General features: G+C 38.4%; 17 protein-coding genes and 1 pseudogene. 5 read left to right on the forward strand and 13 right to left on the reverse strand.

The window, feature by feature from the left end:
- Nucleotides 1–523 precede the first annotated feature (523 nt).
- Both ACTXGU_RS13235 and ACTXGU_RS13240 read left to right on the forward strand, forming a co-directional pair.
- On the forward strand, nt 524–3,115 hold the full coding sequence (locus ACTXGU_RS13235; protein WP_443481991.1) for a glycoside hydrolase family 31 protein: 2,592 nt from the start codon (nt 524–526) through the stop codon (nt 3,113–3,115).
- Between the two features lie 157 nt (nt 3,116–3,272).
- Entirely contained in the window at nt 3,273–5,810 is a 2,538-nt protein-coding gene (locus ACTXGU_RS13240) for a glycoside hydrolase family 31 protein (RefSeq protein WP_443482016.1), read from the forward strand.
- A 291-nt stretch (nt 5,811–6,101) separates the two neighbouring features.
- Here ACTXGU_RS13240 and ACTXGU_RS13245 read toward each other — a convergent pair whose 3' ends face one another.
- Together ACTXGU_RS13245 and ACTXGU_RS13250 are read right to left on the reverse strand one after the other, a co-directional pair.
- Nucleotides 6,102–7,364 (reverse strand): extracellular solute-binding protein, encoded by a 1,263-nt coding sequence (locus tag ACTXGU_RS13245; protein WP_443481992.1) that lies wholly within the window; start codon nt 7,362–7,364, stop codon nt 6,102–6,104.
- Complete coding sequence (locus ACTXGU_RS13250; protein WP_443481993.1) at nt 7,361–9,199, reverse strand: sensor histidine kinase; 1,839 nt, start codon at nt 9,197–9,199, stop codon at nt 7,361–7,363. The genes ACTXGU_RS13245 and ACTXGU_RS13250 overlap by 4 nt, the downstream gene beginning before the upstream one ends.
- Nucleotides 9,200–9,446: 247 nt before the next feature.
- Here ACTXGU_RS13250 and ACTXGU_RS13255 point away from each other — a divergent pair, with 247 nt between their 5' ends.
- Both ACTXGU_RS13255 and ACTXGU_RS13260 read left to right on the forward strand, forming a co-directional pair.
- On the forward strand, nt 9,447–9,806 hold the full coding sequence (locus ACTXGU_RS13255; protein ID WP_443481994.1) for an aldo/keto reductase: 360 nt from the start codon (nt 9,447–9,449) through the stop codon (nt 9,804–9,806).
- A 233-nt stretch (nt 9,807–10,039) separates the two neighbouring features.
- A complete protein-coding gene (locus tag ACTXGU_RS13260) occupies nt 10,040–10,174 on the forward strand; it encodes a hypothetical protein (RefSeq protein WP_443481995.1) in 135 nt (44 codons plus the stop codon).
- Nucleotides 10,175–10,393: 219 nt separating this feature from the next.
- On the opposite strand, the gene ACTXGU_RS13265 is transcribed toward ACTXGU_RS13260, so the two are convergent.
- The 8 genes and pseudogenes from ACTXGU_RS13265 to ACTXGU_RS13300 all read right to left on the reverse strand — a co-directional run bounded on the left by ACTXGU_RS13265 (nt 10,394) and on the right by ACTXGU_RS13300 (nt 18,266).
- Nucleotides 10,394–10,567, reverse strand: a complete 174-nt coding sequence (locus ACTXGU_RS13265) for a hypothetical protein (RefSeq protein WP_443481996.1) — start codon at nt 10,565–10,567, stop codon at nt 10,394–10,396.
- A gap of 75 nt (nt 10,568–10,642) precedes the next feature.
- Nucleotides 10,643–11,533: a hypothetical protein gene (locus ACTXGU_RS13270; protein ID WP_443481997.1), complete on the reverse strand. Its 891-nt coding sequence runs from the start codon at nt 11,531–11,533 to the stop codon at nt 10,643–10,645.
- A gap of 265 nt (nt 11,534–11,798) precedes the next feature.
- Nucleotides 11,799–12,938: an FMNH2-dependent alkanesulfonate monooxygenase gene (gene ssuD / locus ACTXGU_RS13275; protein WP_443481998.1), complete on the reverse strand. Its 1,140-nt coding sequence runs from the start codon at nt 12,936–12,938 to the stop codon at nt 11,799–11,801.
- Between the two features lie 26 nt (nt 12,939–12,964).
- Nucleotides 12,965–13,810, reverse strand: coding sequence for an ABC transporter permease (locus ACTXGU_RS13280; RefSeq protein WP_443481999.1), 846 nt, complete (start codon nt 13,808–13,810; stop codon nt 12,965–12,967).
- Nucleotides 13,810–14,814 (reverse strand): annotated as a pseudogene (locus ACTXGU_RS13285) (aliphatic sulfonate ABC transporter substrate-binding protein). Before ACTXGU_RS13285 ends, ACTXGU_RS13280 begins: the two are co-directional and overlap by 1 nt.
- A gap of 20 nt (nt 14,815–14,834) precedes the next feature.
- Entirely contained in the window at nt 14,835–15,602 is a 768-nt protein-coding gene (locus tag ACTXGU_RS13290) for an ABC transporter ATP-binding protein (RefSeq protein WP_443482000.1), read from the reverse strand.
- Between the two features lie 1,042 nt (nt 15,603–16,644).
- Entirely contained in the window at nt 16,645–17,502 is an 858-nt protein-coding gene (locus ACTXGU_RS13295; RefSeq protein WP_443482001.1) for a Cof-type HAD-IIB family hydrolase, read from the reverse strand.
- Nucleotides 17,502–18,266, reverse strand: a complete 765-nt coding sequence (locus ACTXGU_RS13300; RefSeq protein WP_443482002.1) for a PHP-associated domain-containing protein — start codon at nt 18,264–18,266, stop codon at nt 17,502–17,504. Before ACTXGU_RS13300 ends, ACTXGU_RS13295 begins: the two co-directional genes overlap by 1 nt.
- Nucleotides 18,267–18,391: 125 nt before the next feature.
- Here ACTXGU_RS13300 and ACTXGU_RS13305 point away from each other — a divergent pair, with 125 nt between their 5' ends.
- A complete protein-coding gene (locus tag ACTXGU_RS13305) occupies nt 18,392–19,225 on the forward strand; it encodes a MurR/RpiR family transcriptional regulator (protein ID WP_443482003.1) in 834 nt (277 codons plus the stop codon).
- A gap of 290 nt (nt 19,226–19,515) precedes the next feature.
- On the opposite strand, the gene ACTXGU_RS13310 is transcribed toward ACTXGU_RS13305, so the two are convergent.
- The 3 genes from ACTXGU_RS13310 to ACTXGU_RS13320 form a co-directional block, all read right to left on the reverse strand.
- On the reverse strand, nt 19,516–20,658 hold the full coding sequence (locus tag ACTXGU_RS13310; RefSeq protein WP_443482004.1) for an ABC transporter ATP-binding protein: 1,143 nt from the start codon (nt 20,656–20,658) through the stop codon (nt 19,516–19,518).
- Nucleotide 20,659: 1 nt separating this feature from the next.
- Complete coding sequence (locus tag ACTXGU_RS13315; protein WP_443482005.1) at nt 20,660–22,489, reverse strand: ABC transporter permease; 1,830 nt, start codon at nt 22,487–22,489, stop codon at nt 20,660–20,662.
- A gap of 80 nt (nt 22,490–22,569) precedes the next feature.
- Nucleotides 22,570–23,772, reverse strand: coding sequence for an ABC transporter substrate-binding protein (locus tag ACTXGU_RS13320; RefSeq protein ID WP_443482006.1), 1,203 nt, complete (start codon nt 23,770–23,772; stop codon nt 22,570–22,572).
- Between the last annotated feature and the right edge of the window lie 704 nt (nt 23,773–24,476).

Genomic DNA, 24,476 nt, shown 5'->3' on the forward strand with positions numbered 1-24,476 from the left:
TTTATATATTTGTAGATTCATTGTCTCATTCACTCATTAGATAACTATAATAGCTTCATGTTATGTTGCAACACCCAATATTACTGAATTGATCTTAATATAGTGATATTTACTGAAAGTGTTTAGCTGAAACACCGTGTTTTCCCATATACAAAAGCACTAAAAAATTACATATTATCCCATGAAAAAGATAGAAAAATAAATTTTTTCAAGCAATTATTCAATATTTTCACAAGACTCATAAACTCCATAAAACCCACTATTTCTGCCATCTTCTTTCTATCCAAAACGAATGAAAAGAAAACTCTTTCTTTATTAATCGCTGCTCTAAAATCTTTTTTTGGTGCTTACTCTCCATTGTTTCAAAGGAGTTTACTATTTAGTGTTATAAGTAGCCTTAGTTTTAAGGCGAATGAAAAAGAAAGGAGAAAATGTATAAGCGCATGAATGTATGAGGATCAATAAACATTCGAATTACCATGGTTTGCATCATATTCTTATTTGAAACAGGAGTGAAGTCTTTATGAAGAAAAGCTTATCACTAGCAATTACAGCCACTGTTTTATTCTCTGGCATTGCTTCTAGCACACTTTTATCTGCCAAACCGGCATCTGCGGAGCAGTTTCCTGTAGAGGCATTTAAGCCGACCCCTGATAGACCTTTAGACAAGAACAATCTTCAAAAACCGATGACTGTACAAAGTGTAGAGAAATTAGAAAATGGAGTAAAGCTTAATTTGGGCGACCAAGAAGCATATATCCGGCTGCTTACATCGGACATGGCAAAGGTATCCATCCTTAATAAAGGAGACAAAGAATATACCTCCGTTGGGATTGCGAAAACAGATTGGCCTGCCCCAAAATTCAACATAAAAGAAGATGACAAGAAAATCGTCATTACCACTGACAGCTTAACAGTAGACATTAAAAAAAGCGCTTTTGGAATCAAGTATTTGGATAAAGACGGAAACGTCATCAATGAAGATGGAGATCAAGGTGTAGGATATGAAAACGGGAAGCCTTATGTGTTTAAGAAAACAAATAAAAATGAAAACTTTTATGGTTTAGGAGAGAAAACTGACGGCTTAAACAAACGTGGCAAGGAAGAAGGAATCTGGCATCAGGATCCATACCCTTATGAATCAAAATACATTTACCAATCCGTTCCGTTCTTTATCGGCTTAAAAGACAAAAAGGCGTACGGTATTTTGTTTGATAATACATATCGTACTTATTACAATTTTGCAAAAGAAAGCGATGATTATTATTACTTCTACGCAGATGGCGGAAAATTAACGTATTACTTCTTCAATGGACCGCAAATAAAAGATGTCTTGGACCGCTATACCGATTTGACCGGGAAAATTTCTCTCCCTCCTGAATGGTCTTTGGGCTTCCATCAATCAAGCTGGGCATATTCTCAAAATGATATGGAAGAAGTAGCGAAAGAGTACCGCGAAAAGAAAATTCCAGCAGATGGCTTGTTCTTTGACATTGAATATATGGACGACTATAAAGCATTTACATGGGGCAAAAAAGTTCCAGACCCTGCCGGCCTAGGCAAGCAAATGGAAGAGATGGGCTTTCATCAAGTAAATATCTTCGACCCGGCTATTAGAGCTTTGCCAGGATATAGTGTTTATGATGAAGGAACAAAAAAAGATCTTTGGGTAAAAAATCCAGACGGCAGTTATTTTCTCGGAAAACTTTGGCCATGGAATCCATCTTCTCCACCAGATTCCGTCTACCCGAATTTCCTGAAAAAAGAAACACGTGACTGGTGGTCAATGCAGTTTAAGCCATTTTTTGATACAGGCATAGACGGCATCTGGAACGATGTAAACGAACCGGTTAGTTTCATTGCGAAAGATCATTGGACACTGCCTTTGGATGCTGTCCATGAAGACGACAATGGCGTTAAATATACTCATGAAGAGATTCACAATATTTACGCTCATTTAGAAGTGGAAGGATCATACAACTCATTCAAATACCTTAAACCAAATGTCCGTCCTTTTGTATTAACGCGTGCTGGGTACACAGGAACACAGCGCTATGCAGCAACATGGACTGGGGATAACCACAGTACTTGGGAACACTTGAGAATGTCTATTCCAATGAATTCGAATCTAGGATTGTCAGGTCATCCGTTTGTTGGGAACGACATTGGCGGCTTTACGAAAAATAAAGAGTTAGGTGAAATTGTTACACCAGAATTATTTGCACGTTGGGTGGAGCTTGGAGCCTTCCTGCCATTCTCTCGCGACCACTACAATAATGATGGTGACAGCCCTTCTGTTAAGCAAAATATAAACAGACAAGAACCATGGCAATTTGGAAAAGACGTGGAAGACATCAGCCGAAAATATATTTCCTTGCGCTATGAACTGATGCCTTACTTGCAAAATGCGTTCAAACAGGCTCATGAAACAGGAAATCTAATTCAGCAGCCGCTTGTTTTCCAATTTCAGAATGACCCGAACACCTATAACAATGAAGACCAGTTTATGTTTGGCGATTCTCTGATGATTGCACCAATTGTCCATAAAGGAGAAACATCCCGCGACGTGTACCTTCCAGCAGGCACTAAATGGGTGGACTACTGGACTGGTGAAGAGCTTGAAGGTGGACAAACCATTCATAAAGACGCCGACCTTGGAACACTGCCAATGTATATAAAGCAAAACTCTATTATTCCGCGCCGCGAGGTTCAGCAATATGCAGGCGAGAAAAAACTGACGAACTTGATTCTCGACACCTATCTGAAGGGCGATGCTTCTTACAGCTACTATCAGGACGATGCAACGACAGAGGACTATACTCGAGGTGAATTCAATATAACCGATTTCCATATTGAAAATAAACGGAACCACATCGAATTCGAACAAAATCAAAAAGTTCAAAATTACGGATCCGATATACAATCGTATACATTGAAGCTTCATAACAGCACAGCACCAAAGAAAGTGAAAGCTGCCAGCAGAAAATATAAAAAAGCTGACAGCGTTGATGAACTGAACAAGCAGGAAAGAGCTTATTATTTTGATTCGAAAGAAAACATACTATATGTTAAAATCCCTGTCAATGAAAGGCACAAGGTGAAGATTCAAAAGTAAAGATGCAGATGTTCCTGACCTAAATGAATATCGCAGACATTCTAACGGTATGATAGTTCTGCCAAAACAGTAGAATCAGAGGTTGGAGACTTTTGTCTTCAACCCATTTTTTAAATGTACTTTAAAAAGATAATATGACATAGGAGGGGAAAACTTGATGAAACGAATAAAAAAATGGCCGCCATTACTTTTGGCAGCTTCTGTACTGTTTTCAGGAAGTGCTGCTTCACAGCTCTATTTAGCAAAACCAGTCTCAGCAGAAGTTCAGCAGCCCGCCCCTGATACGCCTCTAGATAAAAATAAACTGCAGCAGCCGATGACGGTAAAAAATGTCGATAAGCTGGAAAATGGCGTAAAGCTTGACTTAGGCAATCAAGAAGCTTATATACGACTGCTTACCTCGGATATGGCCAAGGTATCTCTTTTAAACAAAGGAGACGAAGAATTTGCGTCTCCTGGCATTGCCAAAAAAGAATGGCCTGCCCCTGCTCTCAAAATAAAGGAGGAGGATAATCGAATTCTCCTAACCACTGATAGCTTAACAGTCGACATCAAGAAAAACCCTTTCGCAATCAAATATTTAGATAAAAAAGGAAACGTAATCAACGAAGACGATGTAAAAGGATCTGGTTATGAAAACGGGAATCCCTATGTGTTCAAAAAAACGGACAAAGCTGAAAATTTCTATGGTTTCGGCGAACAAACCGGCGGGTTGAATAAGCGCGGCTATGATATCGGCATGTGGAACACCGATGCATATTCGTATACGAAAGACACGAAATATGTGTATGCGACCATACCATTTTTTATCGGTTTAAAGGACGAGAAGGCATACGGCATTTTTTTCGATAATACGCACCGATCCCACTTCAACATGGCAAAAGAAAGCGATGATTATTATTACTTTTATGCCGACGGCGGCAAACTTACCTATTACTTTATTAAAGGTCCGGAAATTAAAGATGTTGTAGACAGATATACTGATTTAACAGGTAAAATAAATCTGCCGCCAGAATGGTCTCTCGGGTTTCATCAAAGTAAATGGGGCTACTGGCAGGATGACATGACAAGGGTTGCTAAAACATTTCGAGAAAAGCAAATTCCTGCAGATGCCATGTACGCGGACATCGATTATATGAATGACTATCGTGTTTTTACTTGGGGGCCAAAATATCCTAATCCCGATAAACTGAAGGAAGATATGGATAAGCTAGGCTTTAAATATGTAACGATCAATGATCCAGGTGTTAAAGTGGATGAAAGCTTTGATACGTATCAGGAAGGAACCAAGAATAATTTCTGGGTTAAAAATTCCAATGGCAGCCCCTATGTTGGCTATGTTTGGCCTGGCGAGTCTGTATTCCCCAATTTCCTTAAAAGCAATGTTCGAGATTGGTGGGCGAAAAAGCATAAAGCTCTGTTTGACAAAGGTGTTTCTGGAATTTGGAACGATATGAACGAGCCGGCTGTATTTGGCGGTCCAGGATGGTCCATGCCGCTTGATACCTTCTATGAAGCAGATGACGGCAGCGAAAGGAAAAACTTAGAAATTCATAATATTTACGGCCACTTAGAAAACGAAGCGACGTATAATGCTTTTAAAATAAACAAACCGAATATACGCCCTTTTGTGCTCACACGCGCCGCATATGCAGGAACCCAGCGCTATGCTGCAATCTGGACAGGGGACAATACAAGCAACTGGGATCATTTACGCATGACAATCCCGATGAACTCGAATCTTGGATTATCCGGTGCAGCGTTTGTCGGCAATGATATCGGCGGATTTGCAAAACCAACATCGCAGGACATCCCGTCACCGGAACTTTTTGCTCGATGGATAGAAGTTGGCGCCTTTGTACCGTTCTCCCGCGACCATTACAGTTGGGATAAAGAGCAAGAACCGTGGGCATTTGGCAAAGAAGTGGAAGACATCAGCCGCAAGTACATTTCCCTGCGCTATGAACTGCTTCCTTACCTGTATAACCAATTTAAACGTACCCAGCAAAACGGACAGCCTGTACAGCAGCCGCTTGTGTACAAATTCCAGCATGACCCGAATACGTATAACATTGATGACCAATACTTGTTCGGCGATTCATTGATGATTGCACCTGTAGTAAAACAAGGTGAAACATCCCGTTCTGTATACTTGCCATCTGGTGCAAAATGGATAGATTATTGGACTGGCGAAGAGTTTGAAGGCGGACAAACGATCCACAAGAAAGCCGATCTCGCTACTCTTCCAATCTATGTAAAGCAAGACTCCATCATTCCTAGACGCGACGTTCAGCAGCACACAGGAGAAAAGCCATTAACAAACTTGATTCTCGATACGCACCTTGACAAAGAGGCAGCACAGACCTTCTATGAGGACGATGCAAATACAGAGGATTACACAAGAGGGGAATATAATCAAACAACCTTTGTTGTAGAGCGTAAACCCAACTCTATTAGATTCAAACAAAAACAAGAGGTTAACAACTATAAAGATTCAAAATTAGAGCAGTATACGCTAAAATTAAATAAAACAGAAAAGCCATCTAGAATTCAAGCTGGCAAGCATAAATATCAAGAAGTTGGAACACTCGAAGAAACAAAAGACAAAACGAATGTCTTCTTCTATGATACAAATACAGAAATACTCTATGTAAGCATCCCATCTGATGAAAAGAAAGAAGTAAAAATTCGTTAAGACAACAAAATCAAGTACTAGAAAAGATGAAAAAACAAGTAGGAACTAGGGAACTTGAAGCAGGACCGGACGGGTGCAGAAATCTCTGAAACGACAGTCTTTTTAGAGCAAGCTGTTAGCTGGATTTATGTTGTAGCTGTATCTTCCTGTCAGAAGATGAAATGTTTTTTCCTACAAGAATGTAGTACTAACAAAAAACGACACCCCCAATTGGTACACAAAACAAACAATGAGGGTGTCGTTTTTTCTATATTTATGTTCAGCTAAAAGGCGCAGCTCTCCAACATTATTTCAATCAGAAGCAGATAATAGATAGTCTATCTCTTCTGCTGCTTGTGTCAGTCCCTTTTTTGGAGAGAGTTCGCCTTGAAAAATTTTATTCATATAAAGCGTGTAGACTTTATCTATTTCCTCCCAATTTTCCACCGATGGTCTTTGGAAAGAGTACTCTAGAGCTTCTTGGTAGGAAAGTGTGTAGGAATCCCGATTTACATTCATTGAATCTACTGCTTCTAAATTAGTCGGAAAAATCCCTGCTCTTGACATCATTAACTGAGCTTCCTTGCTTGCCATCCATCTTAAAAATGTCCAAGAAGCTTCTTTTTCCTCACTGCCCTTCATAATAACCAGATTTTCTCCATCTAGAAGGGAAGACGGCCCATTGTCATGTGGGAAAGGGATGGCTATCGTACTTTTCAACGATCTATATAATTCTTTCTCTGTCCAAATATTGTAAAACCAAGGACCTTCACCGGTTATTAGCACATTTCCACTTTTAACCCCCTCCCAGTTGTCTCCTCCCTCTTCTCCTACCATACGATCAATCAGCCCTTCTTTATAAAGGACCAATAGCTTTTCCACGGCATGTACTGTTGCTTCTCCATTTAAATAGCCGGTTGCCGTTCTAAATTCAGCATCAGTCAGTGAACCTCCAAGACCATATATATATGGAAGAGTTCTCCAGATATTGAGCCCTCCTAGTCCAATGCGGTATCGCTCTTTTCCTGCAAGTTCTAGTATTTCCTCCATGGTATGAGGAGGCTGTGAATATCCGGCTTTCTCTAAAAGCTCCCGGTTAAAAATAGCCGCCTGTATGTAAAAATCCATTGGAAGGGAATAATATTTATTCTCATGGAAGCCTGCTGACAATGTCTTGTTGTTAAGAGTATGTAGGACTTTTTGAAAATCCGGAAAGTCATTTAAAGGCATAAGCAGCTTATTTTTGTAAAAATCCGGAACCCAGGCCACTTTCATTCGCGCGACATCTGGTCCGCGATTAGAGAAAGCACGGGCAATCAATGTATTTTTCAGTCCATTGTTATAAGGCTTTCTTACAGAAACTACTTTAATGCCAGGAAATTTCCGTTCAAAAGCAGGGATCATCTGACGTTCTAGAATTTGGCTTTCTTTATCACTGTATGTATGCCAAAACTCGATCATTTGCACATTATTTTTATTGTATGGTTGGACATTTTCCTTTGTAATAATCTTGGATTTTTCGCATCCAGCGGCTAAAACAACCAGCATAATAATAACTATCCGTCTAAGTATCATTCTGCCTTTCTCTTCCCTTCCTGGCTATCGGATGCCAATGGTTTTCCAAGTATGATGCGGACAGTTGTTCCTTCTCCAAGACTGCTTGTAATTATCCACTTAGAGCAGCGAGCATAATAAAACCGCAGCGTATCGTAGACATGAAGCAGACCGATGCCCATTTCCCCTTTCGCTATAGCTTCCTCTTGATTGGATAATATCTTTATCTTTTCTTTAGAGATTCCGAGACCATTGTCCGAAACGATAAATTCCGTATATCCTCTCCTTCTTGTCCGTACGTGGATCCTGATGCGGCCGTCCGTTTCCTTAGGAACAATACCATGAAAAATGGCATTTTCGACCAATGGTTGAAGGAGCATTCGAGGAATAACCAATTCCTTCGCTTTCGCATCTACATCTATATCCAAAACAAAAGATTTTTCGTACCGCATCTCCAAAATGGCAATATATTTTTTTAAAAAGTCCAATTCCTCCTCTAACGTTATCATAATGCCGCTTTTGCCCATATGGGAATCCAAGAGGCGGATCAATGCCTTCAAGCATAATGAAGCCCTATCATTCTCATTCGATTTAATAAACCACCATAGCATATTCAGGGTATTCAGCAGAAAATGTGGATGAATACGATGCATCGCAGCCCGCAGCTTTGCCTGAAGCTTCTCCCCCTGCTCTTCCTTCACCTGAGAGATAAGCTGTTCTATTTCTTCAAGCATACTGTTAAACTGCTCGCTTAAGAGACCTATTTCATCATTGGATCTCACATTTGTCCTTACTGTTAAATCACCATTCTTGACCTTCTGCATATCAAGGGCAAGCTGATTAATAGGCTCTGTAATCCTGTCAACCATCAGCAGTCCAACTACTATAGAAAACAGCGCAAGAAAACCAGAGGAAATAAAGAGAAAAATCTGAAGCCGATCCAATTCTCCCGTGATTTCATGAACAGGCACTGTACCCACAATCATCCATCCGTTGCTCAGCGGCTGCTTGATTCCATAATAAGGAGTTTTATTCAAGGTATATTCAAATTCGGCAAAATCTTTGTCCATAATATGTTTGCGCAAATTAGGGATTTCTACTCTTTTGTTAATTAATTTAAGATCAGGGTGGATCATAATTTTCCCTTCTGAATCGACAACGAAAAATTTCCCCGTCTTTCCCAGCTGCAACTGATCAAGTACATTTAAGATAGAACGGCCATTCAAATTTACTTGAATAAATCCGATGCGGTTTCTATCTTTAAAATTTTTCAGCACCCTCCCAATAGGAAGAATCAGTTCAGTATTAGCTCCCCCTCCAATTAAGCGGTCATACTGCAGCTCTTGCCAAACCAGACCGCCATCCTTCTGTTTAGCTTCTTCAATCCACTCCTGATCAGAAGCACGCATCCGTATTAGCTTGTACATGGACGAATTATACATATATGGGGAAAAAACGCTTCCTGCCCAGTTATTTTCCCCTTCTTTCCATACATAAACATTTTCAACAAAGGAATTCGAATAAACAACTTGGTTTAACATGCTGTTCATATATTGAAAAGTCTCGCCCTGCTCTTCCACCTCGTTTCTGTTTATATTCATAACCGAGGCCTGAATGTCTGTACTGCTAAAGATTAGATCCGATGTATCACTTCCCGATTTAAAAATAAAAGAAAGAGACTCTGCTGTTTGTTTTGCAATTTGAATGGTATTTTCCCGTACGTTTTTTTTCACAACGGAAGTAGATTCTATATTAAAAGCAAAACTTAAAATAAAGGTAGGAAATAAGATAACAAATAAAAAAACTAGTATTATCTTAAATACAAAGCGGTTGGAAAACTTGAGCGTTCGAATCATGGAGAGTCCACCTTTATTGGTTTTCTCCAAGTATACATGAAATGTCAGGAAAATTTAAAGGTACTTAAATAAGATGATAAATGAACTAGAACCTTCTACTATATATGTATTTTCACTGAGTATATCGCCCTCTTTTTCTGGTTTACAGTTTTCGAAACTTTTTCCAAATAAGCAGAAATAAACAGCTTTACTATAGTATGGCGGATCAAACTAACTAGTTGCCAATTTTTTCTTAATACCGCAGTGTATGTATACTTATCCTGTGTTAGAAATCAACGGAAGTCCTGAGTATGTCAGAAGCGCTTGTGAAGCTAGTTTGAAAAGACTGCAGACCGATTACATTGATTTGTACTATTTGCATCGTTTAGATCCAAGAGTCCCAATTGAAGAAACAGTGGTCGCAATGAAACGATTAGTCGAAGAAGGAAAAGTGCGTCATATTGGACTGTCAGAAGTTTCTTCCCAAACGATAAAACGAGCGCATAAAGTTCATCCGATCGCCGCATTACAATCTGAGTTTTCGATTTGGACGAGAGATGTAGAGACAGAAATATTACCTACTTGCCAGACACTAGGCATTACAATGGGGTACCTTATAGTTCACTAGGCAGAGGATTTCTAACAGGTAAAATCGTTTCTGTTGATGAACTTGATTCAAACGACTTTAGAAGAAAATCGCCAAGGTTTCAAGGGGATAACTTAAGTACAACTACAGTTAGTAAGGCTGATTGAAGAGTTAGCAGAACAGCTAAACATATCCTCTACCCTATTAGCTCTTGCTTGGCTATTAGCAAAAGGCGACAACATTTACCAATTCCAGGAACAAAAAGAATACAATATTTGCAGGAAAACATTAGTGCAGTGGATGTTCTTTTGCCAGAGGACATCAAAAATAAATTAGATGAAATAGCCCCAATTGGCGCAGCCGCTGGTGAGAGGTACCATGAAGCTGGGATTAGTTTGATCGATAAATAACTTTAGGTTGTATTTTCCCCTTCTTTTACGATAGTGCTTGTATAGGAAGGGGAGTAATGGGATTTTTTTGTTTGTGATATAAAGAGGAATTTAAATGAATTGTTATGAAGAATGTGGTGTAAACAAAGATCCTTTCCTTCCTTTACTTGTTTTTAAAAATAGCAATTTCTCTCTCATTACGCACTGCTTTTTCCCATATAAAGTCCTGATCTATCTTTATTATGTTAGTTTTTCTAAGATTTGGCCATGACGTTCTTCATTCTTATTTTCCATCTCCTCTAGTTTATTATCAATTTTCATTTCTATCACATGTAGTTTTTGATTCGTGTTTCCTACCATTTTAACTAATTGCGTCAACACATTCTCAATTCTATCTAGTCTTTCCTCTTGCATTTCTTTCACCTCCCACTTTACAATTTCAAAAAGAAAGAGACAGCAATTAGATAACTGCCTCTTCCTTTATCCTTTTTACTGCGCCTCTTCATTCCAATTGAAAATTTCACCATCATTCTGTTCTGGCAAAAATGGTACGATGGTCGATTTATCCTTAGACTTTCCCATTAGCGCCTTAATCTGTCTTCCAATATTTTTTTTATTTTCATTTGAAACGAGTCCAAAAGGCAATTCAGCCGCTCTACCAAAATAAATGGTTGTTCGTTTATTGTTGCTTAACTTGACTTTTTTACTATTAATTAAGTACGGCCTATCCTTTTGTAATGTATAGATAGTTTCCCAATCACTTACTGATTCGAATTGGATTTTGCCAAGATGTTCTCCAGCAACTGAAATGAAGATAATATCAGGCTGTAGATAATCGACTAATTGATGCCAAAGTTGAACACCTTTTGTTTGCAGTTCTATTTGTACATTTTTGCCTAAATCATCCCAGGTAGGATGAATTGCTAACGGTGAGCAAATATCTGTATGGAGAGCCATATTTTCTTTACCAGCATAAAAACTAGCATCCAATCCATTCAATAAATATTCAAAGGAAGAATTGTACCAATCTTTATATGGATTTTCTTCAAAATAATGCTCTAACGCGTCAATGTATTGTTGATCAAAATGGTAATAATGGTCTTGTTTCATCGATTGAAATCTTTGGAAAGGGTCTGTTTTAGGAAAATCCCTCTTTGAAGGACTCAGACCAACTGTTATGATACGAATAGGGGATTCAAAATATTTTTTGCTGTTGCCAAAATATAAAATTGGCATCGAAGGTTTAACTACATACGAAAAATCTTTGTGTGTTTCATACATGTCCCAATACGCTTTAATTAAATGGTTTAGTTTTGCCTCTTGAATAACAATAAAAATCATCCTTTCAATTTTATTACAAACTACTTGCAAAGTTATCATTATTTTCTTAATATTTATATTTCGCTTTTACTACGAGCAATTCCTTCCTATTATTATGTCCCTTAAAAATATTTTTTCGTGCATTTGTTTATATTCTTCTTTTTCCGCGATACTTCCAGTTTTTCCGCGTTTCTCTGCTTTTTTCCGCCGTCGCACCTCTTTTTGCAAAACGACAACCTTTCTTTCTGTAGATGCCCCGAATGGCTGCTATCCAGTCTCCCTTCTTTACATCATAAAAGGGCGCCCATTTCTGAGCACCCCTCTTTCATTTTACTTTTTCTCGTTGTGGAAAATAATCATTACCCACTGTTTCTCCCTGCAAGAAAGCCAACGAATCATTACTTCCCCTATTTCTTTTAAAATTTAGCAATGGAAAAACCAATTCAGCAAAATGATACGCTTCTTCCAAATGCGGATATCCGGAGAAGATAAACGACTCAATCCCTATTTCTTGGTATTCTTTAATTCGCGCTGCCACAGATTCAGGGCTGCCGACCAATGCTGTTCCCGCACCACCGCGTGTCAATCCTACCCCAGCCCACAAGTTAGGGCTGATTTCTAATTTACTGCGGTCGCCTTTATGCAGTTCAAACATTCTTCTTTGTCCTGTTGAATCTTGACGGCTAAGTGTTGTTTGGGCTTTTGCTATCACATCGTCATCTACATACTTAATTAATCGTTCTGCAGCTTCCCATGCTTCCGCTTCTGTTTCTCTGACAATCACGTGAAGACGGATGCCAAAGCGGACCGTTCTGCCTTTTTTCTCCGCTTTCGCTTTTACTGATGCAATTTTTTCTTTCACTTGTTCAAGCGGCTCCCCCCAAGTCAAGTAAACATCTGTATGTTCAGCCGCCACTTCCTGTCCTGCTTCTGATGATCCTCCAAAATAAATTGGCGGCCGTGGAGATTGATACGCAGGAAATAACAAGCTACTATTTTTTACTCTAATATGCTCTCCATCAAAATTTACATCGTCTCCTTCTAAAAGAGATTTCCATACTTTCATAAACTCATCTGTTTGTTGATAGCGTTCATCATGCGATAAGAAAACACCATCACCAGCTAGTTCAACAGGATCCCCACCAGCTACAACATTAATCAGTAATCTTCCTTCTGAAATATGATCTAAAGCAGAAGCCATTCTTGCCGCAACTGGTGGCTGCATTAATCCTGGCCGCACCGCTACTAAAAATTTAAGATATCTTGTTTCAGCTGCTAATGCAGAAGCAGTAATCCATGGATCTTGGCAGGATCGTCCTGTCGGCAATAACACCCCTGTATAGCCTAATTGATCTGCTGCCTGCGCGATTTGTTTTAAATAAGGATATTTAAAAGATCTTCCTCCTGTAGGTGTACCTAAATAATGACCGTCCCCGTGAGTAGGTATAAACCAAAGTATTTCCATTTTCATCTCTCCCATCCTTTTAAAAATTAGTTTTTCCCTTGGTAACTATCTCGCCATTTTAATAATCTTTTTTCCAATACTCTGACAAAGGAGTCTGTTAACTTCCCTACTACTGCAAAAATAATAATTCCTACAAAAACAACACTTGTTTGTGAAAATTGCCTTGCATCCATAATCATATAGCCAATGCCAGCAGTTGAGCCCATCAGTTCCGCAACGACTAGCCCTAGCCATGCAACGCCAAGTGATAAGCGAACTCCTAATAAGATATTTGGAAGTGCCGCTGGCAAAATCAACTTCGTCATCTGTTTTAAGGGACTAAATTCCAATACTTTTGCCACTTCAAATAATTTTTTGTCGACCCCTCTTATTCCTTGAAAAGTGTTTATATATATAGGAAAGAAAGCACCCATGCTAATTAATAAAACCTTAGAAATCTCGCCAAATCCAAACCATAAAATGAATAAAGGCGTTACTGCTAAATGCGGAACAGTCCGCAGCATTTGCAAAGAAGGATCTAAATAATCCTCTGATTTTCTGGAAAACCCGACGATTGCTCCTAAAATAATTCCTATGCCTCCCCCTAATAAGAAACCAACAACAGCACGCCAAATGCTTATTTTCAAATTAGCCCATAATTCTCCTGAAACAATTAGGTCTTTAAACGATAGAACGATTTCTTGTGGCGTGGGCAGTACAATGGGAGAAACTAATTGCAAAGTTCCAACTAATTGCCAAACAGCAAGGATAATAACAGGAAGAACCAGTCCCTTTAGAATCGTTTGCGCAATCCCTTTTTTCCCTTTCTCTCGTTTTCTTGCTGTAACCTTTACTGGTTGCACTTGACCAGCGATTGCCTTTACGTCACTCATCATTTTCCACCTTCCTCTTTCGAAGACTTTAGTGCTTCCTCAATAAACGAATTATCAACTACTTCTTTTACATCAATTTTTTTGCGAATCGCACCAATGCGATATTGAAAATCCGCCGTTTCCTGTTGTGCTTGGATTATTTCATCCGTCACAGGATTATTCGTTGCCTCTGTATTATTTTAAACACTCTCTACTATCTTTTTATCTAGTTTTTTTGCTTTTGCATAAATATCGACGACTTCTTCTCTATGTTCTTTTTGGTAAGTTACTGCTTTTTGTATCACCTGTAAAAATCTCACCGTTTCCTTAGGATGCTGATCGGAAAAGTCACTTCGAACAAGCAAGAAAGCCGGAGAGTATAGGTTATCTAGTGCTTCTCCATTCGCAAGCACCTTTGCCCCATTATTAATGGTTTCAATAGAGATAAATGGTTCCCATATTGACCACGCATCTACTGAACCACTATCAAAAGCTGGCTTCGCTTCATCTGGCTGTAATTGAATTACTTGTACATCATCTGGCTTCAACCCTGCTTTATCGATCGCCTTATAAAGAAAATCAAATCCACTGCTTCCTTTTGCAACTGCTACCTTTTTGCCTTTTAAATCTTGAATACTCTTAATATCACTATCTTTATTTACTAAAATGGCATTTCCTTTTAAACCATCTTGATAAACTGACAGTTCTTTAAATCCAATTCCTGCTGCCTGTGCAGCAATAACTGGTGAATTTCCAACACCTGCAAAATCAATTTTCCCAGCTGAAACTCCCTCAAATTGCGGAGGACCACTTTGAAACTCCGTCCACTTTACTTGTATGCCATCCTTTTTAAATTCTTCTTCAAACCAACCTTTCTCCTTCGCCAACAAAAGCGGCGTTAAGCTTTGTTGGATAGCGATATTAATCACTTTTAGCTTTTCCTTGCTGCCGGCACTTTGTTTAGCACCGCATCCTGTTAAAAGCAAAAGTAGAAATACTGTAAAAATAATAGTTGTCTTTTTCATCGTTGATTCCCCCCAATTAGTTAGATGCTTAGTCCCTCTATATAAGATTCGTTCTCCGTATGTTCAAATTCTTTTAAAACACTTTGCCTGAATGTCTGAAAATCCGGCGAAGTTCGATTTCTTGGATAAGATAATGGAATTTTCAGCTCTTTGTAAACCTTTCCTGGCTTTGCCTTCATAATCGCCAATCTGTTTCCTAAATATATGGATTCCTCGATATCATGTGTTACTAGAATCATGGCCATTTTTTTCTTTTGCCAAATATCCAACAGAACATCCTGCAGGTGCTTCCTAGTAAAAGCATCCAGTGCTCCAAATGGTTCATCCAGCAATAAAACTTCCGGCTCGCGCAATAGCGCTCTTGCAATTGCCACCCGCTGTGACATGCCGCCAGACAATTCTTTCGGATACAATTTCTCTGAACCTTTTAATCTTACAATCTCAATCAGCTCATCCACTTTTCTTCGCACTTCTTTATTTTTTAAAGACAGGTCAGCTGCAATATTTTCTTCCACCGTTAGCCATGGAAATAGCCGATGTTCTTGAAAAATAAATCCTTGTTGAATGCCGGCTCCTTTTACAATTCGGTCATTAATCGTAATTGTCCCTTCATAATTTGTATCAAGACCGGCTATGATTTTTAGCAAGGTGCTTTTCCCACATCCGCTTGGACCAATTATCGTAAGGAAATCCTGCTTCTCAATTGCTAGATTAATAGTTTCCAGCGCCTTTACTTGTTTACTTCCTTGAGTAAATGATTTATTTTTTACCACCACTGAAATTGCCATTTTATCGCCCCTCTCTACTTCTCCAATAAAAGTAAACTGTATGTATTTCAACAAAAACAAATTAATTCGATAAATTTAATCGGTTTTAAAGCCATTTTTCCCCTTCCCCTTTATAGCTTATAAAAAAAGACATATTTTCCGCCATCTAAATGGAGAAAATATGCCTTCGGTTTTCCGATCAGCTATTAAGATTTCTTGAATAGCATTGTAATACAAAGTTTTCCACGTTGTCAACTTGGTTTTGTTGCATTTTTCAAAATAATTATTTAATTAATTTTCTTTTCGTATAGATTGTTTTTATTTAACCCGCAGCCTGATTACACTTCGCTTCCCGCGGACGAGTGCCGAGCCCAATGTCATCAAGCTGAATTTCAAAAAACAGGAAAATAAGTAGCTAATTAGGAAGTAAGGGTTTCCGTTCTGTTCTCCGAGGCTTACCGCTCGCTTTCCACGGGGCGAGCGCCGAGCCTCCTCGTCGCTTTGCTCCTGTGGGGTCTCGTCTGTCTCGCTAATCCCGTAGGAGTCGAGCGAACGCCTCTCCAAACAAATGAGGTATTTCTTTTACATAAAGGATATCCAATAAATAGGATCTAAAAAAAGACAATAGGATGCCATTGCACGTGCAAGTTCTACAGACGAGCCTTTCGCAACCCCGAAGGCATCCTTTAACCTTTTCGAATTGTTCATTTCAAGGATAGACGCATCAATAGCGAATAGACGAAATACCATAAAAAAATCAACGCTACTATTGTTTAGCAATAATACCTTGTAATGAAATTCGAAAAAAAGAACTTATTCTAAAACAGGTTGCTTGTAACGGAGGGTGCGAAGACTCCTGCGGGAAATGTGAGAAAGCTGAGACCCCGCAAGGCAGCGCCGAGGAGGCTCAGCTCCCACCCCGCGGAAAGCGAAGCAACCCGTAGTGGAAAGCAACCTCAACAATAAAAAACAAGCCTCCCTTTTTATTGCTCTAAACCGAGTCATATCAAGATTTGCAAATGAATTTGAAGGTGCGAAGTTTGAGTTAATTATAAATAAAATTTCAGAATAGGGGTCTAACTTCTTTTAATACTTTACTGATAACAGCAGCCACTGCATGTTGTTCATGATGAACAGTCACTGTATCAGCTACATGTTTCAATCCAGGATGTGCATTATCAACTGCAATCCCAATGTCAGCTTTCTTAAGCAAGGTTACATCATTTAGATGATCTCCAAGTGCGATTGTCTTATATGCTTCCACCTGCAACATTTTCTTTAGATGCATCAACGCCTCGCCTTTCGACACACCTTTTGGCAAGATTTCCAGATAATTTGCTTCTGAATAAACTAGATCACACTTTATTTCCAGACCAACAATAAATTGTTCTACCTCTTTCACCTTTTCCTCATCAGAACCAATGATTACTATTTTTGTAATAGCACTTGCATCTAATTCGACAAAGTCCGGATGATACGATCCGCCTAAGTCCTTGCATTCTACTCCATCTTTTTCTTCATAGATTTCCACCGTTCTATTTCGCAATGGTGTATATATGTTAGAGCGATAATAAATGAATACAGATGTTTCTTCTTTGTGCAGAGAGCAAATAGCTTCAAAAGCAAACTTATCTATTTTTAATTGTTTTTCATATAATACATTTTTGGTGACTGGACAGTAAATTTTTGCCCCATTATACAAAATCAGTGGGATATTAATTCCTAATTGCTCCACAAACGGAGCGACCGACTGCTCTATTCGACCGGTTGCAAATGTAAATAAGCCACCGTTTTTTATAAAAGATAAAATTGCCGCTTTATTCGCTGCGCTAATTTTTTTCCGTTGATTTAACAATGTTCCATCAAGATCTGACACAAGCAGCGTATCCTGACAAGTCTTGACACTCTCTACTGCCTTCATTATGAATGCTGCTTTACTTGCTCTGCAACGAGCATCTTTTTAATCATATCCGCAGCTCGTACTTTCGTCGGTAAGCAAGGGGAAATCTCTATTTTATACGCTCCATTAGCAATGCTTTGTTTCAGTTGCTTAACCGTCGTACATTCCTCATCAAAAACGTTCACAATACTGCCTACTTGCATCGGGTAGTGTGTATCGCTTCCTCCTACAACCGGTTTATCATAGCGCTTAGCAAACTGATACACTTGCTCGCGCATTTCTTCCACACCACCGTAGTTCAAGTCCTTCCCATTTAAATCAAAGCAATCCACTTGCATTAAGTCTTCCTCTGGAATACGGAGAAGCGGATTGGATGAACGTAAAGGATGAGCCCCGATGCAAAGAATATCAAAAGGTTGACATATGCTTAATAGTGTTTTCATCGACACAAACGTATCTTCTGTTTCATAACCGATTAATTGTAAACGAATGGCTCTAATATCTTCTCTATCTCCGATTATGAGAATATGTCCCCCCTCCTTTACATCCACCTCCATACCAGGGAAAAGACGGAATCCATCAATATCATAATAATCTTGCTTGTACTCATAGCGCTCGTTTAAAAAATCATAAATATCCAAAAACCGTTTTGTATTAAAATGCTCTGTTAAAGTGATAGCTGTCAGGCCTTCTTGCTTCGCCTCATTAATCATGCTAGTAAAATATTCTTCCGAGAAGTCTACCTTCTTATTAAGCTTTACGTGTAAGTGAAAATCGATTTTCATATCTATTATCTCCTCTTTATAAAATCTATTAATCTAATCTTTACATCCTTGAAATAAAATTGACGTTTACCTCTCCCTCTGTTCACGTATAATAAATATATTGAAGAAAAAGTGAGGTTTTTCTATTGGTTCGTCAAATGTTTACTTGGAAGGTAGAAGAAATGTCTACCAATCAAAAAAAAATAGCTGACTATATCGAAAAAAATATAAACCGCATTCCGTATTTAACGGTTCAGGAAATAGCAGATGAACTAGATATCAGCATCGCTTCTGTCTCCCGTTTTTGGAAAACATGCGGCTACAAAAATTTGAAAGATTTTAAGCAGCAGTTAAGTGAAAAGTTAGGAATTACTCCCTTTCATAAAATGAGCAACTTTATAAAAAAAGTCAGCGACGGCGATGACTTGCCGACTAATATGATGAAGCTTGGCATACAATACTTAACCGAAACATCCGAATGGCTTTCAAGAGAAGCTTTTTCTGAATCGATTCAGGCAATCTTGCATGCAAGCAATACGCATATTTTTGCTCCTGGATATTCCAATTCATTAGGAGAAATGCTACGATATCGTTTACGCCGCAACGGCTTATCCATTCATTTAATGGAAACGAAAAACAATGAAATTTTCGAAACACTTATGCATTTGACGAACATGGATCTTGTCATCGTGTTTGCTTTTTCCAATATTGCAAGTGAAACGAAGATTATTTTCGACTATGCGAAAAAAGCAGGGTATCAAACGATTTTAATTACCGATCTTCTCGTTTCGGAATTAATAGAAGATGCTGACATCGTTCTGCACACATACCGTGGTCAAAAATGGGAATATCATTCGATGGTCGCTCCTACCATCTTAATTGAAAGCTTGATTGTTGGTGTCGGTATGGAAAACGAACAAACGTCTTTAGCAAAGCTTGAACATTTAAATAAGTTGAGAAAGCAATACAGTTCCTTTTAAGAAAAGCGTAGGCGCCTTGTTCAGCTCTGAAGAAAAATGTTCACATGACTCAAAAAGTGCTTTTTACTTTTAGAGGCATGGGGTTATTTTTCACAAGAGCTAGGCGCTGGCCGGCTAATGCGCCACGTCCTGTGGCGACGCCGGCACTAGTACATCCTGTACGTCGGAGCTAGACACCCGTCAAAGTTCAAAAAACTTTCTTATCTTCTCAAAAAATAACCAAATGAAAGCGACGAATCTCTGTGTTGACTTGCTTCTAATTTGTTCCCTTTTTGAACACACACTTTACGTTACAAGACGGTTTGTGCAACCTGTTTTTCCTCATTTTTAGAATGAGGTTTAGATGAAATCAGTTGTTCAGACTTTTTATTATAGACATTAATCTTTTCGGATGGGATTGTAGCCCAAACTATCCCATCTAAAGGATAAACGGCCTCCCCCATTTCCTTTGCAAGCAACGTAATTCCATCTTTTTCAAGCTGAATAAGCGTTTCTGAACCCGCAGGCATCACAGATGTAACACGACATTGGATCCCATCTGCTATTGGATCTGCGGAAACTAGGATGTCTTCCGGTTTAACCGCTACGATAATTTCTTCCGTTTCCGGCATTTCTACAACTGGGAGTTTCAGTTTTCCAAACGGTAATATTGCATACGACTGCCCTTGTTCTATTAAATATCTTCCATAAACAAAATTATTTTTCGGATTGCCAATAAAATCAGCCACTTTAAGATGATTTGGATAACGGTACAAATCAGATGGGTTATCTACTTGAATCAATTTTCCTTCAAAGAAAACCGCTATTTTTGTTGACATCGTTAACGCTTCGATTTGATCATGCGTCACATAGATAATCGTTGTATTCAATTCACGGTGCAGCCTTTTTAATTCTGTTCTCATTTCAATGCGCAGCTTTGCGTCTAAATTTGACAAAGGTTCATCCAATAACAGAATTTTCGGTTCGGTCACGATTGCTCTTGCTATTGCTACACGCTGCTGCTGTCCACCTGATAATTCTGATGGAAATCTGTCTTGATATTCTGCCATATGCAGCTTTTTCAGTGCTTGTTCTACCTTTATTTTGATCTGATTTTTCGGCATTTTCTGCACGGTTAAACCAAAAGCAACATTGTCAAAAACAGTCATATGGGGCCACAGTGCATAGCTTTGAAACACAAGATTTAAATCTCGCTTAGAAGGGTCTTTAAAGTAATGCTTCGCTGCATCCGCTGCTGTAGAGCCATTGATATGAATGATGCCTTCTTCAATATTCTCCAATCCTGCAATGACCCGAAGCGTCGTTGTTTTCCCACAGCCAGATGGACCAAGGAAGGTCATAAAATCTCCTTCTTCAATCGTAAGGTTTATATTTTTTAAAACTTGTTTATTATCAAAGAATTTACTGACATTTTTTAATTGAATGATGCTCATGTTATCCTCCAATTCCTTTTGTAAAGTCAACCTTCCCAATTTTAGTTGCAATATAATACGTGACAAATATGATAACAACAATGATTAACATTAAAGCATTGGCATATTGCTGAAAGCCTGACTGAGCATATCTAAACATTAATGTCGGAATCGTTCCCGTCTGTGGTGTCACAAGTAATATAATTAAATCGAGTTCCTTTATTACACTAATAAACAGAAGCAAAAAGCTGCTGAACAAACTCCTGCGACTAAGGGGCAGCAATATGCTCATAAATCTTTTCAGCCATGAAGCACCTTGCATTCGTCCCGCTTCCTCTAACTCTCCGCTAATTTGATACATCGTACTTGCTCCAACTCGTGTCGCAAACGGAAGTTCATTGACGATCGAAATTAAGATAATCAGCGAGATGGAACCATACAACGCCGGCAGGAACATCGATGGTTTTGCAAACATCGATAAATAAATAGAAGAGAAAGCGATCCCTGGAATTAAATAAGGTAAAAAGGACAACTGCTCAACTAGCTTTGCCGTCGTATTTTTTCTTCCTTTAGCAATGACATATCCAAACAACAATCCAATAATCGATGCACAAATCGCTGCAAGAAAGGCAACCAATAGTGAATTCTTAATTGAGGACAAAATGGCATCATTTTTTAATATCCCTACTTCTCCTGAAGCAATAGAAGGATTCGAATCCCCAATCCAGAAATGAGTCGTAAAGTTGTCGAGCAGGAAACGACCATCCATCATCATAAACGACTGCAATACAAGAATGATGACAGGAACAAACGCTACGATAGCCATAAAGCCGAGCACGATCCACGTCAACGGCCTTTTCCACTTTCCAAGCAAATAAAATGACTTGCGTGCATCTTTTCCGCCAATCGTTTCAAAACTTTTCCTTTTGCCAATTGCTTTTTGATTAAAAAAAATCAAAAAGGCACATAACATAAGCAAAACAATGCTTAAAATATAAGCTTCCGATATCATCCTGTTTTGCATGCTGCTATTCAGCATCGTGGAGATCGTATAATACTTTGTCGGCAATCCAAGGAAAGCAGGCACACTGAATGAACCTAATGACTTGGAAAATGTGAGGATAAACCCCGAGATAATGGCAGGCATAACAAGCGGAAACGTAATTTTTCGCAAAGTCATTAGCTTACTTGCTCCAATGATTTCAGCCATTTCTTCTAAACTGCTATTAATCGAACTTAAAGCAACGGAAATAAGCAAAAAGAAGAAAGTAAAATAATTGAACGTTAACGTGATGACAATAGGCAAGTATCCATAGGCAATCCAATCCGGCGGCTGGATGTGGAAAAAAGACTGGATGATTCCTTGGCTTCCGCCTATACGATCGTTTTTAAAAACCGAGATCCAAGCAAATGCCATTACCCATGAAGGAAGCATATACGGCAGCAAAGCAAGAAAGGTGACTGCTTTTTTATATTTAAAATCTGAGCGGGTTACAAGCCATGCCAACGATCCGCCAATTAATAGCGACAGAATCGAAACTCCAACAGCAACGCTTAAAGAATTTAACATTGGCTGATAAAACAAAGACTTGCTAATTTCACTGCCAAACATGCGCTGCCAATAATCAAGGGTAAATGCTCCAGCCTCTGCCCCACTATCTCTTGCACTTGTTTTAAAGCTTCCAACAATAATTTCCCAAAGCGGAACAACAATGGTATAAAATAAAAACAACAGGGAAATTATGCTAATTACATGGATGGGATTATGAAAAAATTGTTTGCTCTTATTAAAGAATCGTATTCTTCTCATTGGAGAAGATACAGGGACTTCTGAATATGGTGGTTTATTCAATAATCGGAACCTCTCTTTCTTTTAACTCGTAAAGAGATCAGGTGGCTGAGAGATCCACCTGATTCTTTATGTATTTCCCTTTACTGGTTTACTAGAATAAAGTCTTTTACTGCTGGCGTATTTTTATATAAAAATTCACCATCATAAGGCCATAGATTTAATTCTTTACTTGGGCGCTGTTCAGGTAAAACAATATCCGTTCTCGTTGACCAAGAACCAAGTACATTATACGGTCGGAAACCTTCTGCTTTTCCATCCGCCTCGCCTGCCATCCAGCGAATTAACAGCTTTGCTGCATTAACATTCTTCGCTTTTTCAGGAATGTACATATACGAAGTCCCAGGAACAGACATCTTCGGACTAACATCGTAGACGAAATCCATTTTTAAGCCTTCATCTTTAATATTTCGAGCTTTACTTGAAGCTGCAATTCCAACTGGTGGATTTTGTTGTCCTGCGCTTCCTACAGCTGTGACAACTTCGTCGCTTGACTTTACAAAAATCGGATCATTCGCAAGCAATCGTTTCAAAAATTCATACCCTGCATTTTCTGTTCCATCTAATTTTAATGGCTTCCCATATTTTTCTTCGTATGCCTTTTCCATATCATCAGCGTTTTGTACAATCGTTACTAATAAATCAAGCGTATCGGAAGAAATCATCGGATCGTCCATCACCACTTTGCTCTTCCATTTTGGGTCTGTTAAATCCCACCAGTTGTTTATTGGAGACTTATCGTATTTCTCCGTATTATAGAAAATCGCTCTTGTTGAAAAATAAAAACCTAAACCTGGTTCATTTTTATACGGATCTGCAAGCTTTTCTTTAATATCATTCGGCAAATATTTATGTAATCGTCCATCTTTTACAAGTTCATTAGAGACGACTCCGCCCGCATCCTTAATAAATGCAATATCGACATTAAACAACCCTGAATCTTGCTCGCGAACTATTTTCTCTACCATTTCGGCTGTATCCATATCGTAAGCTTCTACTTTAATTCCAGGATACTTCGCTTCAAAGCTTGCTTTTACATCTTTAATGCGGCTCGATTGCGAATAAACAGTCACTTTTCCTTCTTTTTTTGCCTTTTCGTAAAGTTCTTCTGGAGTTTCTGTTTTATCCAATTCTGCTTTTTCAAGCCACGCTTCATCCCCTTTATTCTCACTCTCTTCTTTTGAACTTTTTACAGATGAATCTGACTTGCCACAAGCAGCTAATAAAACGACTAAAACTACTGACATCAATAAAAATGAGTTTCTAATTTTCAAGATCTGATTCACTACTTGAACTACCTCCTAAATTTCGAATACAAACTCATTTTAGAAGACAAACATTAATTAAACGTTAATGTTATATTTTAGTAATGTAAATTATTTTTCTTATTTATTTTTTGAAAAAAAGTTTTCATTTTAGTATTGTTGACTGTCATCACACGAACTAAAATTAGATATGATATAATAAATATGGTTAAAAAATACATTTTTTACAGAGAATCTTTATTGCTAGTACCTCTGCAGCGATTATTAGTGAAGTAGTTTACTAAGATAAAATAGATGAGGAATCCGCTTTCAAATAATAGATGAAGAATAGAAAGGAGTTTTAATGAAATACTTACGAATATTTTTTATTTTACTTATCCTGATTAATTTAAGTTTTTCCTTAATTGTTTACTTAAACCCTGATAATCAAGGTTTAAGTAATAATCTAATTCCACTTTCTTTAGTAATATTAGGCGTTTTAATGATTATGGGTATTATCTTTAATGTAAAGTTAAATCCGTTTAAGAAGACTGGAATAAAGGGAAAATAATAAGGAGAGCACTCATTTGCTTCTCCTTATTCCATTTCATTATTGCTTTTTAATGTCCTTTTGAGGGGTCTAACCCAATGTCATCAAGCTAGGATTCAAAAAAAAGGAAAATAAGCAACTAAATAGGAAGTAAGGGTTTCCGTTCTGTTCTCCGAGGCTTACCGCTCGCTTTCCA

Origin of the sequence: Niallia sp. 01092, assembly GCF_052318935.1 — a bacterium.
Lineage (GTDB): Bacteria > Bacillota > Bacilli > Bacillales > Cytobacillaceae > Niallia.

Excerpts from the sequence above, each read along its gene's own strand:
- ACTXGU_RS13235 (WP_443481991.1), top strand. The coding sequence starts at position 524 with ATGAAGAAAAGCTTATCACTAGCAATTACAGCCACTGTTTTATTCTCT.
- ACTXGU_RS13240 (WP_443482016.1), top strand. The coding sequence starts at position 3,273 with ATGAAACGAATAAAAAAATGGCCGCCATTACTTTTGGCAGCTTCTGTA.
- ACTXGU_RS13245 (WP_443481992.1), bottom strand. The coding sequence starts at position 7,364 with ATGATACTTAGACGGATAGTTATTATTATGCTGGTTGTTTTAGCCGCT.
- ACTXGU_RS13250 (WP_443481993.1), bottom strand. The coding sequence starts at position 9,199 with ATGATTCGAACGCTCAAGTTTTCCAACCGCTTTGTATTTAAGATAATA.
- ACTXGU_RS13255 (WP_443481994.1), top strand. The coding sequence starts at position 9,447 with ATGTATACTTATCCTGTGTTAGAAATCAACGGAAGTCCTGAGTATGTC.
- ACTXGU_RS13265 (WP_443481996.1), bottom strand. The coding sequence starts at position 10,567 with ATGCAAGAGGAAAGACTAGATAGAATTGAGAATGTGTTGACGCAATTA.
- ACTXGU_RS13270 (WP_443481997.1), bottom strand. The coding sequence starts at position 11,533 with ATGATAACTTTGCAAGTAGTTTGTAATAAAATTGAAAGGATGATTTTT.
- ssuD (WP_443481998.1), bottom strand. The coding sequence starts at position 12,938 with ATGGAAATACTTTGGTTTATACCTACTCACGGGGACGGTCATTATTTA.
- ACTXGU_RS13280 (WP_443481999.1), bottom strand. The coding sequence starts at position 13,810 with ATGAGTGACGTAAAGGCAATCGCTGGTCAAGTGCAACCAGTAAAGGTT.
- ACTXGU_RS13290 (WP_443482000.1), bottom strand. The coding sequence starts at position 15,602 with ATGGCAATTTCAGTGGTGGTAAAAAATAAATCATTTACTCAAGGAAGT.
- ACTXGU_RS13295 (WP_443482001.1), bottom strand. The coding sequence starts at position 17,502 with ATGAAGGCAGTAGAGAGTGTCAAGACTTGTCAGGATACGCTGCTTGTG.
- ACTXGU_RS13300 (WP_443482002.1), bottom strand. The coding sequence starts at position 18,266 with ATGAAAATCGATTTTCACTTACACGTAAAGCTTAATAAGAAGGTAGAC.
- ACTXGU_RS13310 (WP_443482004.1), bottom strand. The coding sequence starts at position 20,658 with ATGAGCATCATTCAATTAAAAAATGTCAGTAAATTCTTTGATAATAAA.